The 13903-nt window shown below is 62.4% G+C and carries 17 protein-coding genes; 6 read left to right on the top strand and 11 right to left on the bottom strand.

Annotated features, from left to right (window positions below; all coding sequences use genetic code 11):
* The first annotated feature begins 31 nt into the window (after window positions 1-31).
* The gene (gene purB / locus GJW30_RS11505) at window positions 32-1333 is read left to right on the top strand and encodes an adenylosuccinate lyase (protein ID WP_096355412.1); all 1302 of its coding nucleotides are present in this window, start codon (window positions 32-34) and stop codon (window positions 1331-1333) included.
* Window positions 1334-1336: 3 nt separating this feature from the next.
* On the opposite strand, the gene GJW30_RS11500 is transcribed toward purB, so the two are convergent.
* Window positions 1337-1738 carry a YegJ family protein gene (locus GJW30_RS11500; RefSeq protein ID WP_157746741.1) on the bottom strand — a complete coding sequence of 134 codons (402 nt, stop codon included), beginning with the start codon at window positions 1736-1738 and terminating at the stop codon, window positions 1337-1339.
* A 148-nt stretch (window positions 1739-1886) separates the two neighbouring features.
* Here GJW30_RS11500 and GJW30_RS11495 point away from each other — a divergent pair, with 148 nt between their 5' ends.
* The 3 genes from GJW30_RS11495 to rpsD all read left to right on the top strand — a co-directional run bounded on the left by GJW30_RS11495 (window position 1887) and on the right by rpsD (window position 4251).
* On the top strand, window positions 1887-2480 hold the full coding sequence (locus GJW30_RS11495) for an RBBP9/YdeN family alpha/beta hydrolase (RefSeq protein WP_096358793.1): 594 nt from the start codon (window positions 1887-1889) through the stop codon (window positions 2478-2480).
* Between the two features lie 141 nt (window positions 2481-2621).
* Window positions 2622-3410: a glutamate racemase gene (gene murI / locus GJW30_RS11490; RefSeq protein ID WP_096358792.1), complete on the top strand. Its 789-nt coding sequence runs from the start codon at window positions 2622-2624 to the stop codon at window positions 3408-3410.
* A 223-nt stretch (window positions 3411-3633) separates the two neighbouring features.
* Window positions 3634-4251, top strand: coding sequence for a 30S ribosomal protein S4 (gene rpsD / locus GJW30_RS11485; RefSeq protein ID WP_096355408.1), 618 nt, complete (start codon window positions 3634-3636; stop codon window positions 4249-4251).
* Between the two features lie 67 nt (window positions 4252-4318).
* Here the strand turns inward: rpsD and GJW30_RS22680 are convergent, their stop codons facing one another.
* The 8 genes from GJW30_RS22680 to purC all read right to left on the bottom strand — a co-directional run bounded on the left by GJW30_RS22680 (window position 4319) and on the right by purC (window position 10001).
* Window positions 4319-4516, bottom strand: a complete 198-nt coding sequence (locus tag GJW30_RS22680) for a hypothetical protein (RefSeq protein WP_130364895.1) — start codon at window positions 4514-4516, stop codon at window positions 4319-4321.
* Window positions 4517-4685: 169 nt separating this feature from the next.
* Window positions 4686-5018: a Grx4 family monothiol glutaredoxin gene (gene grxD / locus GJW30_RS11480; protein ID WP_172887582.1), complete on the bottom strand. Its 333-nt coding sequence runs from the start codon at window positions 5016-5018 to the stop codon at window positions 4686-4688.
* Window positions 5019-5138: 120 nt separating this feature from the next.
* A complete protein-coding gene (locus GJW30_RS11475) occupies window positions 5139-5372 on the bottom strand; it encodes a BolA/IbaG family iron-sulfur metabolism protein (protein WP_096355406.1) in 234 nt (77 codons plus the stop codon).
* Between the two features lie 52 nt (window positions 5373-5424).
* A complete protein-coding gene (gene purL / locus GJW30_RS11470) occupies window positions 5425-7638 on the bottom strand; it encodes a phosphoribosylformylglycinamidine synthase subunit PurL (RefSeq protein WP_096355404.1) in 2214 nt (737 codons plus the stop codon).
* 10 nt (window positions 7639-7648) lie between these two features.
* Window positions 7649-8350 carry a phosphoribosylformylglycinamidine synthase subunit PurQ gene (gene purQ, locus GJW30_RS11465; RefSeq protein WP_096355402.1) on the bottom strand — a complete coding sequence of 234 codons (702 nt, stop codon included), beginning with the start codon at window positions 8348-8350 and terminating at the stop codon, window positions 7649-7651.
* A gap of 1 nt (window position 8351) precedes the next feature.
* The gene (purS, locus tag GJW30_RS11460) at window positions 8352-8591 is read right to left on the bottom strand and encodes a phosphoribosylformylglycinamidine synthase subunit PurS (protein WP_096355400.1); all 240 of its coding nucleotides are present in this window, start codon (window positions 8589-8591) and stop codon (window positions 8352-8354) included.
* Between the two features lies 1 nt (window position 8592).
* On the bottom strand, window positions 8593-9201 hold the full coding sequence (locus tag GJW30_RS11455; protein WP_096355398.1) for a hypothetical protein: 609 nt from the start codon (window positions 9199-9201) through the stop codon (window positions 8593-8595).
* Between the two features lie 2 nt (window positions 9202-9203).
* On the bottom strand, window positions 9204-10001 hold the full coding sequence (purC, locus tag GJW30_RS11450; RefSeq protein WP_096358790.1) for a phosphoribosylaminoimidazolesuccinocarboxamide synthase: 798 nt from the start codon (window positions 9999-10001) through the stop codon (window positions 9204-9206).
* 396 nt (window positions 10002-10397) lie between these two features.
* On the opposite strand from purC, the gene GJW30_RS11445 reads away from it, so the two are divergent.
* Both GJW30_RS11445 and GJW30_RS11440 read left to right on the top strand, forming a co-directional pair.
* Window positions 10398-10718: a DUF1476 domain-containing protein gene (locus GJW30_RS11445; RefSeq protein WP_096355396.1), complete on the top strand. Its 321-nt coding sequence runs from the start codon at window positions 10398-10400 to the stop codon at window positions 10716-10718.
* Between the two features lie 115 nt (window positions 10719-10833).
* The gene (locus tag GJW30_RS11440) at window positions 10834-11598 is read left to right on the top strand and encodes an HpcH/HpaI aldolase family protein (protein ID WP_096355394.1); all 765 of its coding nucleotides are present in this window, start codon (window positions 10834-10836) and stop codon (window positions 11596-11598) included.
* Here the strand turns inward: GJW30_RS11440 and GJW30_RS11435 are convergent, their stop codons facing one another.
* Entirely contained in the window at window positions 11599-12552 is a 954-nt protein-coding gene (locus tag GJW30_RS11435; protein ID WP_096355392.1) for a tripartite tricarboxylate transporter substrate-binding protein, read from the bottom strand.
* Between the two features lie 136 nt (window positions 12553-12688).
* On the bottom strand, window positions 12689-13888 hold the full coding sequence (locus GJW30_RS11430) for a TrmJ/YjtD family RNA methyltransferase (protein WP_096355390.1): 1200 nt from the start codon (window positions 13886-13888) through the stop codon (window positions 12689-12691).
* Between the last annotated feature and the right edge of the window lie 15 nt (window positions 13889-13903).

Genomic DNA, 13903 nt, shown 5'->3' with positions numbered 1-13903 from the left:
TGATAAAGCGGCGCCGAAGGAGCTTTCCCGCATGATCCCGCGCTATTCCCGGCCCGAAATGGCGGCCATCTGGTCGCCGCAGACGCGTTTCCGCATCTGGTTCGAGATCGAGGCGCATGCGGCCGATGCGATGGCCGAACTCGGCCTCATCCCGAAAGAATCCGCTAAGGTGATTTGGGCGAAAGGCGGCCCGGCGACGTTCGATGTCGACCGCATCGACGCGATCGAACGCGAGACGAAACACGACGTCATCGCTTTCCTCACGCATCTCTCCGAGATCGTTGGACCCGACGCACGTTTCGTGCATCAGGGCATGACGTCGTCGGATGTGCTCGACACCTGCTTCAACGTCCAGCTCGCGCGCGCGACCGATATTCTGCTCGCCGACCTCGAGGCGCTGCTCGTCGCGATCAAGCGCCGCGCCATCGAACACAAAATGACGCCAACGGTCGGCCGCTCGCATGGCATCCACGCGGAGCCGACGACGTTCGGTTTGAAACTCGCGCAGGCTTACGCAGAATTCTCGCGCAACCGCGAACGTCTCGTGCATGCGCGCGAAGATATCGCGACCTGCGCAATCTCGGGCGCGGTCGGGACATTCGCGCAAGTCGATCCGCGCATCGAAGCGCATGTCGCGGCGAAGCTCGGCCTCAAGCCTGAGCCGGTGTCGACGCAGGTGATCCCGCGCGATCGCCACGCGATGTATTTCGCGACGCTCGGCGTGATCGCGTCGTCGATCGAACGCCTCTCCACCGAGGTACGTCACCTGCAGCGTTCGGAAGTGAACGAAGCTGAAGAGTTTTTCTCGGTCGGGCAGAAGGGCTCGTCCGCGATGCCGCACAAGCGCAATCCGGTGCTGTCGGAGAATCTCACCGGGCTCGCCCGCATGGTCCGCGCTTACGTCACGCCGGCGCTCGAGAACGTCGCGCTCTGGCACGAGCGCGATATCTCGCATTCGTCGGTCGAGCGCATGATCGGCCCGGACGCGACGGTGACGCTCGACTTCGCGCTCGTCCGCCTTACGGGATTGGTCGACAAGCTCGTCGTCTATCCGGAGAACATGCTGAAGAATCTCGATCGCCAAGGCGGTCTCGTTCATTCGCAGCGCGTGCTGCTCGCGCTGACGCAGAAGGGTGTGTCGCGCGAGGACTCGTACAAGTGGGTCCAGCGCAACGCTATGCGCGCGTGGCTCGGTGAAGGCGATTTCCTCACCTTCCTCAAAGGCGACGCCGACGTGCGCGAAAAGATGTCCGAGAAAGAACTCGACGCGCTGTTCGATCTCGAGCATCACCTCAAACACGTCGATACGATTTTCGCGCGCGTGTTCGGCTAGGCGTTAGTCGGGCAGCGGCGCTAGGATTCTCCGATACTCGTCGGCCTCGCTAGGCGACATATCTTTGAGCGTGACGCGCGTCGAATATGATCCGTGCATCTTGCCATCGCGCATAAACGACCAATCGACGATGTCGTCTCGCTTGAAACGAAGAGGTGAACCTCGGCGTACGTCCTCTCGGCAACCCGGCACATTTGCGTAACGACCAGTGAAGTCGTCGCCAACCCTATTGAGATCGTCGATCCAGATATATTCGCCGCCGTCCGGATCAGGACATGCCATCAGCACTTTGACATAAAAGCGCCCGGCGTTCTTTTTCTCGAACGCTTCGAGGAACATCGGTAGTGTTCGCTTGGCTTCTTTCAAAGCCACTTCCATTGCGGCTTTGTCGAAGTCGTAGTTCACGTTCGGCTTCTCGTTGAACAAATCGACGACGGCTAAGAACAGAGCAACGATGTACTGAATAAGCATTGCAAAAATCCCCAGAGCAATGCCCGATAGCTTACGGCAGCGCCGAGTTGACGCAACGATCTCCGAGGCCTATTTCGCGACGATGCGAACCTCTGACGCCGACATCCTCATCCTTCCGGGCTGGACCGGTTCGGGCCCCGATCACTGGCAGACGCGGTGGGAGAACAAACTCACCACCGCGCGGCGGGTGGCTCAGCACGACTGGGAAAAGCCGGTGCTGAATGCGTGGGTGGCGCGGCTCGCCGAAGCCGTCGAGGAAGCGACGCGGCCAGTCGTGCTTGTCGCGCATTCGCTCGGCATCAACACGGTGTTGGCGGGGTGCGATCTCATCGACGAAAAAGTCGTCGGCGCCTATCTGGTCGCGCCGGTCGCGACGCCGAGCGATGGGCTGCGCGCCGACGTCGATCCAGCCTTCTTCGAGATTCCGCCGCGGGCGCTCCCCTTCCCGTCCGTGCTGATCGGCAGCGCGAGCGATCCGCTCTGCACGGTCGAGCAGGCCGAGCAGATGGCCGCCGCCTTCGGCTCCGAATTCGTGAATGCGGGCGATGTCGGTCACATGAACACGGCATCCGGGCATGGGCCGTGGCCGGACGGGCTGCTGCGCTTCGGCAAATTCCTCTCGAAGCTGACCATCGAGCCCGGCCCCACGGCGGAGCCGCCGTATGCCAAGCCTTAACTCTTTCGCGGCAATGTCTCCTGTGGGATCAGGGACTGCCACGTGCGCATCGATAACTATTCGTCCGGCGAATTGCCGTTCGTGCCGGCGCCTCCGCTGGCGCTCAAACCTTTGCTGCATGGGCCGTCCGTCGAGGGTCGCGTGCTGAGCCACCCGACCATTTTGGTGTTCGATTCCGGCGTCGGCGGGCTGACCGTGTTCCGCGAGGTCGCGAAAGCGCGGCCGGACGCGCGCTTCATCTACGCGGCTGACGACGCGCTATTTCCGTATGGCGCCTTGCCGGAAGACAAGCTGGTTGCCCGTGTGACCGCGCTGATGCGCGGCTATATCGATCGCTACAGCCCGGACCTCATCGTCATCGCCTGCAATACGGCGTCGACGATCGTGCTGCCGGAGCTGCGCAAAACTTTCGCGGTGCCCTTCGTCGGCACGGTGCCGGCGATCAAGCCGGCCTGCGCGCTGTCGCAGACGAAGCGCGTCTCCGTGCTCGGCACCGAGGCGACGGCGAAGCGCGAATACACGCAGGCGCTGATCCGTGAATTCGCCACCGGCTGCAAAGTGAATGTCGTCGGTTCGGCTTTGCTCGCGCCCTACGCGGAACGCGAACTCAAGGGCGATCCGGTCTCCGACGCAGAGCTGGCAGAAGCCATCGCGCCGGCCTTCAAGGACGACGGGATCGCGCGCACCGACACGCTGGTGCTTGCCTGCACGCATTTCCCGCTGCTCACCGAGCGCATGCGGCGCGTCGCGCCGTGGCCGGTGACCTATATCGATCCGGCGCCCGCCATCGCGCGCCGCGTGGTCTCGCTGGTCGGGCCGCAAAAGCCGTCGCCAAGGCTGGATGCTTTTGCGGAATTTACGTCGGGCGCCCGCCCGGACCTGGATTCGGCGCTAGCGACCTTCAATCTTAAGGCGAGCATTCACGCTTAAGTTGCTACGCAACTTGAGGTTTTTAAAAGCCGCAAAGTCAAATTGACAGGCTCGCTGAATCCCCTTAAACACCGCGACATCTGGCGGGCCTTTTCGGCCCGCTTGACGTTTCGCGACCCGTGGTTTGTGGCCGACGCTATGGCGGTCAAAACCTGTCAGTCCCGGTGAAATGCCGTGACATAGGAGGGCGCGTTTCCTCAATCTATCGCAACACGAGGACGCGATGACCAAGCGCAGTAACGCTAAGTACAAGCTCGATCGCCGTATGGGCGAGAACATCTGGGGCCGTCCGAAGAGCCCCGTCAACAAGCGTGAATACGGCCCGGGCCAGCACGGCCAGCGCCGCAAGGGCAAAGTCTCCGATTACGGCGTGCAGCTCCGCGCTAAGCAGAAGCTTCGCGGCTACTACGCCAACATCTCCGAGAAGCAGTTCCGCCGCACCTACGACGAAGCCATCCGCATGAAGGGCGACTCGGGCGCCAACATGATCGGCCTCCTGGAGCGCCGTCTCGACGCCGTCGTCTATCGCGCAAAGTTCGTCCCGACCGTTTGGGCCGCCCGCCAGTTCGTCAACCACGGCCACGTCAAGGTCAACGGTCGCCGCGTCAACATCGCGAGCTATCAGGTGAAGGTCGGCGACGTGGTCGAGGTCAAGGAAGCCTCGAAGCAGCTCGCCATCGTTATCGAGGCGACCCAGCTCGCCGAGCGCGACGTGCCGGATTACATCGAGGTCGACCACTCGAAGATGACCGCGAAATACGCGCGCATCCCGCAGCTCAACGAAGTGCCGTATGCGGTCATGATGGAACCGCATCTGGTCGTCGAGTATTACTCGCGCTAATTGCTGTTCGCAGCCAAAGTTTCAAATCGCCGGGCCTCGCGCCCGGCGATTTTGTTTTGGGATTGGCTTAGGTCGCGCAGTTCTCGCGTAGACGCTTGGCGCAGTACTGTGGGCATTTGCGCGGCTGGCCGCCGGCCTTCATGCAGGACGCTTGGCAGGTGCTCTCGTAATTGGCGGGGCAGCCCTTCTTCTTCTGTGCGACGCTTTCGCCGCTGACCCAAGCCATCGTCATCGTCAGAGCCGCTAGTGCAACCAATACGCGCATGTTCGATCTCCCTTGCCGGCCATCGGCGGGCTCGCCGTGATGCCGAAGAAAATCTTAACTTTCGCTCTATGGTTGTAATCCCCCAGTTGGGGGTGGTGCCGCTCCGCCCCATAACAAAACGCCGCCCGGTTGGACCGGACGGCGTTTGATGAAACTCGGTGTTGGACGATTAGGCCGTGACGCTGACGGCGACGCCCTTTTCGGCCAGCAGGCTCTGCAGTTCGCCGGCCTGGAACATCTCGCGGACGATGTCGCAGCCGCCTACGAATTCGCCCTTCACGTAGATCTGCGGGATCGTCGGCCAGTTCGAATAGGCCTTGATGCCGTCGCGCAGCTCGTTCGAGTCGAGGACGTTGACGCCTTTATAGGCAACGCCCAGGTGGTCGAGAATTTGAACGACCTGGCCCGAGAACCCGCACATCGGGAATTGCGGCGTGCCCTTCATGAACACGACGACGTCCTGGCTCTTCACTTCATTGTCGATAAAGGCGTTGATGCTCATCGGAATCCTCGGGGTGCGACTTTGCGCTCTTATAGCAAAATCGTAGCCGGACAGCAAAAGCGCAAGATCGTGACTACAGAATTCTCCAACGCTACCAACGTGTTCGTTACGGCGCGGAAGCTACTCGGGCACCCCGGTTTGGAGCGCCAGCGCGTGCAAAGCACCGCCCATTTCTCCCTTCAGCGCCGCATAGACAACCTGATGCTGCTGAACGCGGGATTTGCCGCGAAAACTTTCCGCCGTGACGGTCGCGGCATAGTGATCGCCGTCGCCCGCCAAATCGCGGATCGCAACGTTAGCGTCCGGAATGTGCTCCTTGATCAGGCGCTCGATATCGGAAGCGGTCATCGGCATCGCGGTGGGAGTCTCCTTTGAACGCCTAACTTGGGAAACTGCAGCCTGACGGTCAACCCGGCTGCGCCGTCATGTAGGTCGGCAGCCAGCTCTCCGAAATCTCCGACAGGCCTTTGACGAAAATCGGACGCTCGCCCGTGAGACCGATCGTGTCGCCGCCCGTGGTGCCGAGACGGCGCACGTTGAGGCCTTCGGTCCGCGCGCGCGCGATGACGGCCTCGGCCTGGTCGGCCGCGACCGTGAAGACGTAGCGCGCCTGGTCCTCGCCGAACCAATAAGCATGCGCCGGAACCTGCACGGGCGGGCCATAGAGGCGGACACCGATGTTGCCGGCCATCGCCATCTCGGCGAGCGCAACCAGCAGGCCACCGTCGGAGACGTCGTGGCAGGCGGTGACGCCGCCTTCGAGGATCAGCGTGCGAACGAACTCGCCGGTCTTGCGCTCGAGCACGAGATCGACCGGCGGCGGTGCGCCTTCGGTGCGGCCGATGTAATCGCGCAGATACGACGACTGGCCGAGCCAACCGGTATTCTCGCCAATCATCAGCACGGCTTCGCCTTCGGCCTTGAACGCGATGCTGGCCGCGGTCGCGACATCGTCGATGAGACCGACGCCGCCGATGGTCGGCGTCGGCAGAATGCCGCGGCCGTTGGTCTCGTTGTAGAGCGACACGTTGCCGGCGACGACAGGGAAGTCGAGCACACGGCAGGCTTCCGAGATGCCGCGCACGCAGCCGACGAACTGCCCCATGATTTCGGGCCGTTCCGGGTTGCCGAAGTTGAGGTTATCGGTGATCGCGAGCGGACGCGCGCCGGTCGCGATCAGATTGCGATACGCTTCGGCGACCGCCTGCTTGCCGCCCTCGAACGGATCGGCTTCGCAATAATGCGGCGTGACGTCCGTCGTGATCGCGAGCGCCTTCGGCCCCTCCTCGATCCGCACCACCGCGCTATCGCCGCCCGGGCGCTGCACCGTGTTGCCGAGAATGAGGTGATCGTACTGTTCCCACACCCAACGCTTCGAGCACAGGTTCGGCGAGCCGAGCAGCTTTTCCAGCGCGTCCGCGAGTGTGCCTTTCGCGCCGACTGACGTGAAGGGCAGCACCGGCTGCTTCGGCGTTTCTTCGTAGGGCCGATTGTAGAGCGGCGCTTCGTCGCCGAGCTCTTTGATCGGGAGATCGGCCATCACCTCACCGTGGTGACGGATGAGGAAGCGCTTGGTCGGCGTCGTCTCGCCGACGATCGCGAAATCGAGACCCCACTTGCGGAAGATCGCCTCGGCTTCTTTTTCCTTCTCGGGCTTGAGCACCATGAGCATGCGCTCTTGGCTCTCCGATAGCATCATCTCGTAGGCCGTCATGCCGGTCTCGCGGCACGGCACTTTCTCGATGTCGAGCGTGATGCCGAGGTCGCCCTTCGCGCCCATCTCGACCGCCGAGCACGTCAGGCCCGCCGCGCCCATGTCCTGGATCGCGATGACGCAATCGTTCGCCATGATCTCGAGGCACGCTTCGAGCAGCAGTTTTTCCGCGAAGGGATCGCCGACCTGCACGGTCGGGCGCTTCTCCTCGGCGTCCGCACCGAATTCGGCCGACGCCATCGTCGCGCCGTGAATGCCGTCGCGTCCGGTCTTCGACCCGAGATAGACGACCGGATTTCCGACGCCGGTTGCCTTCGCGTAGAAAATCTTGGTCACGTCGATGAGGCCAACGGCCATCGCGTTGACGAGATTGTTGCCGTCGTAGCGCGTGTCGAAGCGCACCGAACCGCCGACCGTCGGAACGCCGAAGGAATTGCCGTAACCTCCGACGCCGGCGACAACGCCGGACACGAGCGAACGCGTCTTCGGATGCGACGGATCCCCGAACGACAGCGAATTCAGCGCCGCAATCGGCCGCGCGCCCATCGTGAAGACGTCGCGCAGAATACCGCCGACGCCGGTTGCCGCGCCTTGATACGGCTCGATGTAGCTCGGGTGGTTGTGGCTCTCCATCTTGAAGACGACCGCAAGGCCGTCGCCGATCGAGATGATGCCGGCGTTTTCGCCTGGGCCCTGAATGACCCACGGCGCTTTCGTGTGCAGACCGCGCAAATGAATGCGCGAAGATTTGTACGAGCAGTGCTCGTTCCACATCGCCGAGAAGATACCGAGTTCGGTGATCGACGGTGTACGGCCGATGAGGTCGAGGATGCGCTGATACTCGTCCGGCTTGAGTCCATGCTCGGCGACGAGTTCGGGAGTAATCTCGGGAGTTTTGGCGTTCATCGTTCTGAGATCAAGCAGCGCGGCTGACGTGTTCGAGCATGCCGGCAAAAAGGCCGCGGCCGTCGGTCGAGCCCATCTGCTCTTCGACGTGGTTTTCGGGATGCGGCATCAGGCCGAGAACATTGTGCTTCTCGGAAACGATGCCGGCGATCGACGCAATCGCGCCGTTGATATTGTACTTCGGCTCGAGTTCGCCGTTCGGGCCGCAATAACGATACGCGATACGTCCGTCGCCTTCGAGCCGCGTCAACGTCTCGGCGTCAGCTTCGTAGTTGCCTTCGCCGTGCGCGACCGGAATGTGGATGACCTGACCGGCATTGTAGCCGCGCGTGAATGGCGTGTCGGAATTCTCGACACGCAGACCGACGACGCGGCATTGGAAGCGCATCTGCGCATTGCGCATCAGCACGCCCGGCAGCAGTCCCGACTCGCAGAGAATTTGGAAGCCGTTGCAGATGCCGAGCACGAGACCGCCCGCATCCGCATGCTTGCGCACCGCGTCCATAACGGGCGAGCGCGCTGCGATGGCGCCGCAGCGCAGATAATCGCCGTAAGAAAAACCGCCGGGCAGCACGACGAGGTCGGTCCCGCTCGGCAATTCGCTATCGCCGTGCCAGACGACCTTCGGCTCGGAGCCGCAGACGAGGCGCAGCGCGCGCACCGCGTCGCGTTCGCGATTGGAACCGGGGAAAAGGACGACGGCTGATTTCATCCTACTCGATCTCCACGCGGTAATTCTCGATCACCGTGTTGGCGAGCAGTTTGTCGGCCGCTTGCTTCAATGCCGCTTCGGCCTTGGCCTTGTCGCCGCCTTCGACTTCAATCTCAAAAATCTTGCCCTGGCGCACGCTGGCGATGCCGCCAACGCCGAGCGATTTCAATGCGCCTTCGATCGCCTTGCCCTGCGGGTCCAAAATGCTCGGCTTCAATGTGACGGTGACGCGGGCCTTCATCCTACTTCTTCTCTTCCTTGGTGTCTGGTTTGCCGGTGTCGCGCGCCATCTCGAACAGGATCAGCGAGCCGAGGCGCGCGAAGCCGAGGAAATTGCTGCGCGCCATTTCGGGCTTCTCGGCCGAACCGACGATGACGTATTGCTTGGTCTTGCCAACCAGAATGCCGACGATGTCGGTGCGCGGATCGCCCTTCACCGGGATGTATTTCTTCTCGGTGTAGATGAGCGTCGCCTCGTCGATTTTCATCTGACGCGTTTCGCCAAGCTCGATGTCCTTGACGCGGCCTTCGCCCTGCTCGCGCATGCGCTTGATGTTGGCCTGCTCGACGCTGCGAGCGCGTTCGACAGTCCACGGCTCACGCGAAAGATTGCCGAGACGCAGTGAGACTTTCGAATCCTCGCCGCATGCGATCTTGTTCTCGCATTCGAAGAAGGTGAGCTTGCCGTCATCCGAAACGCGGCGCGACCAAACGCCGAGATCGAGACGCGAGGATTGCGGCGATTGCGCTTCGGCGAACGAGACCGCGAACATCGCGACGGCACACGCTGCGAGCGAGGCCGCAGTCAGATTCGTCCGGATGGCGCGAAGTCGGAGCGCGCCAGGTGCCATGACTAGCCCTTCACCAGCACCGGGCCGGTGCCACGCGGCGGCTCGTTCTCGCCCATGATGCCGAGGCGGCGCGCGACATCCGTGTAGGCTTCGAGCAATCCGCCCATGTCGCGGCGGAAGCGGTCCTTGTCGAGCTTGTCGTTCGACTTGATGTCCCACAGGCGGCACGAGTCGGGCGAAATCTCATCCGCGACGACGATGCGCATCATGTCGTTTTCCCACAGACGGCCGCATTCCATCTTGAAGTCGACGAGACGGATGCCGACGCCGAGGAAAAGGCCGGAGAGGAAATCGTTGACGCGGATGGCGAGCGCCATGACGTCGTCGATCTCTTGCGGGGTTGCCCAGCCAAACGCCGTGATGTGCTCTTCCGAAACCATCGGGTCGTTGAGCGCGTCGTTCTTGTAATAGAACTCGATGATCGAGCGCGGCAGCTGCGTCCCCTCTTCGATGCCGAGACGCGTCGCCAGCGAACCGGCCGCAACGTTACGCACGACGACTTCGAGCGGGATGATCTCGACCTCGCGGATCAACTGCTCGCGCATGTTGAGCCGGCGGATGAAGTGGGTCGGCACGCCGATGTTGTTGAGATGCTGGAACACGTATTCGGAGATGCGGTTGTTCAGCACCCCTTTGCCCTCGATGATCTCGTGCTTCTTGGCGTTGAAGGCGGTCGCGTCATCTTTGAAGTGCTGAATCAAGGTACCGGGCTCCGGACCTTCATAAAGCACCTTGGCCTTGCCTTCATAGATGCGGCGGCGACGAGACATCGGGATATACCGGGGTTTTAAGAAATCCATCGATTTATCGAACATCCTCAATGAGTTAAGGAGGCCCGACAGTGGGATCGTAAGCGGACGCGAAACGCGCCTCCACTGCCAGCCCCAATGCGCGGAACCTATCCGATCACCCCCGCGAGTACAATCGAAAGGGAAGCGCACCTGCTGTGTCTCAACAGCCTATCGTGGCTGTCGCTAAAGCTCTGAGCTGCATCGAATTTCGGCACGTCGGGCTGCGCGTTCGCGTGCCGAGCGACGCGCAACTAGCCCGCGAATTCCGGCGCTGACCGGTCATCGCAGTCGAATCGAGGCCTGCCGCCCTGCGGCCAAGGGCCGCCAAGGCGGTAAGGTCCGGTTGATTCCGGCGGACCGCGCTTATATGCACGACGTGACCCTTGATGCGGTGAGAGAGATTTCATGACGACATTCGACAAACGCCAAGAAGGCTTTGAGAAGAAGTTCGCACACGACGAGGAGCTGCGCTTCAAGGCCAATGCGCGCCGGAATCGCTTGCTGGGCCTTTGGGCTGCCGAGAAGATGGGAATCACCGGCGACGATGCGACAGCCTATGCCAAGGAAGTGGTCGCGGCGGACTTCGAAGAGCAAGGCGACGACGACGTGTTCCGTAAGGTGCGCGCCGACTTCGACGCCAAAAAGGTCGAGCAATCGGACCACCAGATTCGCCGCACGATGGACGAGCTGATGGCAACCGCGATCGATCAGATCAAGAACGCCTGATCCTTCACGTCACGGCTGTTTTGTGAGCCCCCGCCCCTCAACGGCGGGGGCTTTCTTTTGCGCCGAACTGTGACAGTGTCCGGCCGCTCCCGATGATCCCGCAGAGGAATTTCGCATGACTGGCTTTTCGCTCGCTGACCGGCTGCGTGCCGGCGAAACCGTTCCGACCGGCTGGTGCGGCATGGCCTCGCCGCTCGTCGCCGAGCTGATCGCGCGCGAAGGCTATCCGTGCGTGACGCTCGACCAGCAGCATGGCCTCTACGATATGCCGACGACCTTCGCGGGCATCGCCGCGATCCGCGCCGGCGGTGCGGCTGCCGTCGTGCGCATTCCGCAAGGCGGGTTCTCGGTCGCGAGCCGCGTGCTCGATGCCGGCGCGGAAGGCATCATCGCGCCGATGATCAATACTATCGAAGACGCGAAGGCGTTCGTCGCCGCGACAAAGTTTCCGCCGATCGGCGCACGCAGCTGGGGACCGTCCCGCGCATCGCAGCTGACCGGCGTGCACAAAGGCGATTATCTCAAGGCAGCCAACGATGCGGTGCTCACCTTCGCGATGATCGAGACGCGCACCGCGATCAAAAATGTCGACGCGATCCTCGCGATGCCCGGCATCGATGCGGCTTTCGTCGGGCCGTCGGACCTTTCGATCACGCTGACGGACGGGCGCACGCTCGATCCGCATTCGAAGGAAGTCGACGCCGCGATCGATACGATCATCGCGGCGGCGCAGAAGGCCGGAAAGATCGCGGGCGCTTACACCGCAACGCCGGAACGCGCACTCGAACTCGAGCAGCGTGGCTTCCGCTTCTTCGCGATCGCTAGCGATACGGCGTTCCTGCAGGCCGGCGCAAGCGCCGCGCTGAAGAAGTTCAAGTAACTACTTCAGCAGCGCTTTGTATTTCTCGATTTCGGCGGGCACGAACTTCACGAGATAATCCGGCGTGAGTTCGTCCTCGGCCGGTTCGGTGGCGGCGAGATCGAAGAACCGCTTCTTCACGGTGTCGCTCGCGAGCGCTTTGCGCGCCGCATCGTTAAGCTTCTTGATCACATCGTCGGGCGTGCCTTTGGGCACGAAAAGCGCGTTCCAACCTTGTGCTTGAAAGTTCGGCAGCCCGGCTTCCGCCGATGTCGGGACATCCGGCATCGATGCGATGCGCGTCGTGCCGGACGCGACCAGCGCGTTCACTTGCTTGTTCTCGACCGCACCGGCGAGCGACGTTCCGTTATCGCAGACGCCGTCGATTTGGCCGCCGATGAGATCGTTGAGCGCCGGGCCACCGCCGCGATAGCCGACCAGCGTGATGTCGACACCGGCGGCTGCGACAAACGAACGGCAGATGAGATAATTCGACGAGCCGACGCCGGCGTGACCGAGCGTCACCTTGCCTTTGTTCTTCTTTGCGTAATCGATGAATTCGGCGAGCGTTTTCACCGGAAGGTCCTTCTTCACGGCGATGAGCGGCGATGTCTTCGCGATCATCACGACCGGCACGAAAGCGTCCGGCTTGTATTTGATGTCTGGATAGATCGTGTAGGCGGCGGCGTTCGTGCCCGCATTGCCGATCGCGACCGTGTAGCCGTCAGGCTTCGCATTCGCGGCGCGCAGAAGCGCCGTCGTTCCGCCGGCGCCCGGAATGTTCTCGTTGATGAGGCGCTGGCCAAGATGCTTGCCCATCTCGTCGGCGACAACGCGCGCGATCACATCAGAAGCGCCCCCGGCCGCGAAGGGCACGATGAGCGTGATGGGGCGCGAGGGGTAATCGTCGGCGTGGGCGGGAAGCGCGGTCAAGATGATCGCAAATGTCGCAAGTAGCGTCCGGCACAGTTTCATTTCGCAGTCTCGCAATTGCATCCCGTCATGGCCCGGCTCGTCCGGGCCATCCACGACTTACTTTCTTCCTCTGGATCGCAAAAAGAAAGACGTGGATGGCCCGCATGAAGCGGGCCATGACGACGGAGATGTTTTTCTACGCGGCGAGCGCTTTTTCCACTTTTGCCAACACGCTTGTCACATCGTTTTCGATATCTTGCGCCGTCAACGGCACAATGCGGTAATCGCGCGCCGCCATCCACTCGCGCTTTTTCGCCCGCGTCTTGGCAGCCTCCTCACTTTCGTCCGCCGGGACGACATCGATCACGGTCCGCAGCGGTATCGAGACGAGGTCCGCGATGTAGGGGCCTATCGGCACTTGGCGTTTGAATCCCTGGCCGGCGAAGCGGCGATCCTTCGTCAACGCGTCCCACAGAATGCGTTCGGCTTCAGTCGGGTTGCGGCGAAGCAACCGCGAGAGACCGCGCGCGGGTGCGCGTGTCGCCCGCGTCGTTCCTTCCGAATGTTCGGCGAGCAAAGTGCGCAAGGCCGCCGCCTCCGCGCCGTCCATCGAGCCGCCGCGCGCCGGACCTTTACGGCCGTGCGCGATTGCCATGATGACGCCCTGCAGCGTTTGGATGTCCTGCTGCGTCGGCGCCATGCGATGGAAGATGTTCTGCAGATTCACCTGCATGGTCGGCTTCTTCTCGGCGGGGCGGAAGAACTCCACCTTCTCCAACTCGCGTTCGAGATTGTCGAAGAAGGCCTGCAGCTGCTCCTTCTTCACACCAGGTGAGCGTTGCGGCATGGCGAACGGCAACTTGTTCTCCGTCGCCAGCTTGAACCACTCGTAACCGAGGATCAGCACGGCCTGCGCGAGGTTGAGCGACGCAAAGGCCGGGTTGACCGGCAGCGTAACGATCTGGTCGGCGAGCCCGACTTCGTCATTCTCCAGGCCCCATTTCTCGCGGCCGAACAGGATCGCGACATTCTCGCCCGCACCGATGCGCGGCTGCATGACGCGCGCGGCTTCCTCGGCCGAAACGACGGGCTTTGCCTGATCGTGCGCGCGAGCGGTCGTTGCCAGCACGAGCGTGCAGTCGGCGATCGCGTCCTTCACGCTGTCGTAGAGCTTCACGTTGTCGAGGACACGATTGGCGCCGGACGCCGTCACGTAAGCGCGATCGTTTGGCCACGGGTCGCGCGGCTTCACAAGGCGCAACTCGCTAAGGCCGAAATTCGCCATCGCGCGCGCACACGTGCCGATGTTGTCGCCGAGCTGCGGCTCGACGAGGATCACGATCGGGGACGGTTCTTCGACCCAGCGCTTGGTTTTGTCGGTTCCCGAGCCGGGCATCTATTGCGGTTCCAT

The sequence above is a fragment of the Variibacter gotjawalensis genome (assembly GCF_002355335.1).
GTDB lineage: Bacteria > Pseudomonadota > Alphaproteobacteria > Rhizobiales > Xanthobacteraceae > Variibacter > Variibacter gotjawalensis.
The sequence above is the reverse complement of the archived record's forward strand: the minus strand, read 5'-3'. Positions and strand labels throughout refer to the sequence as shown.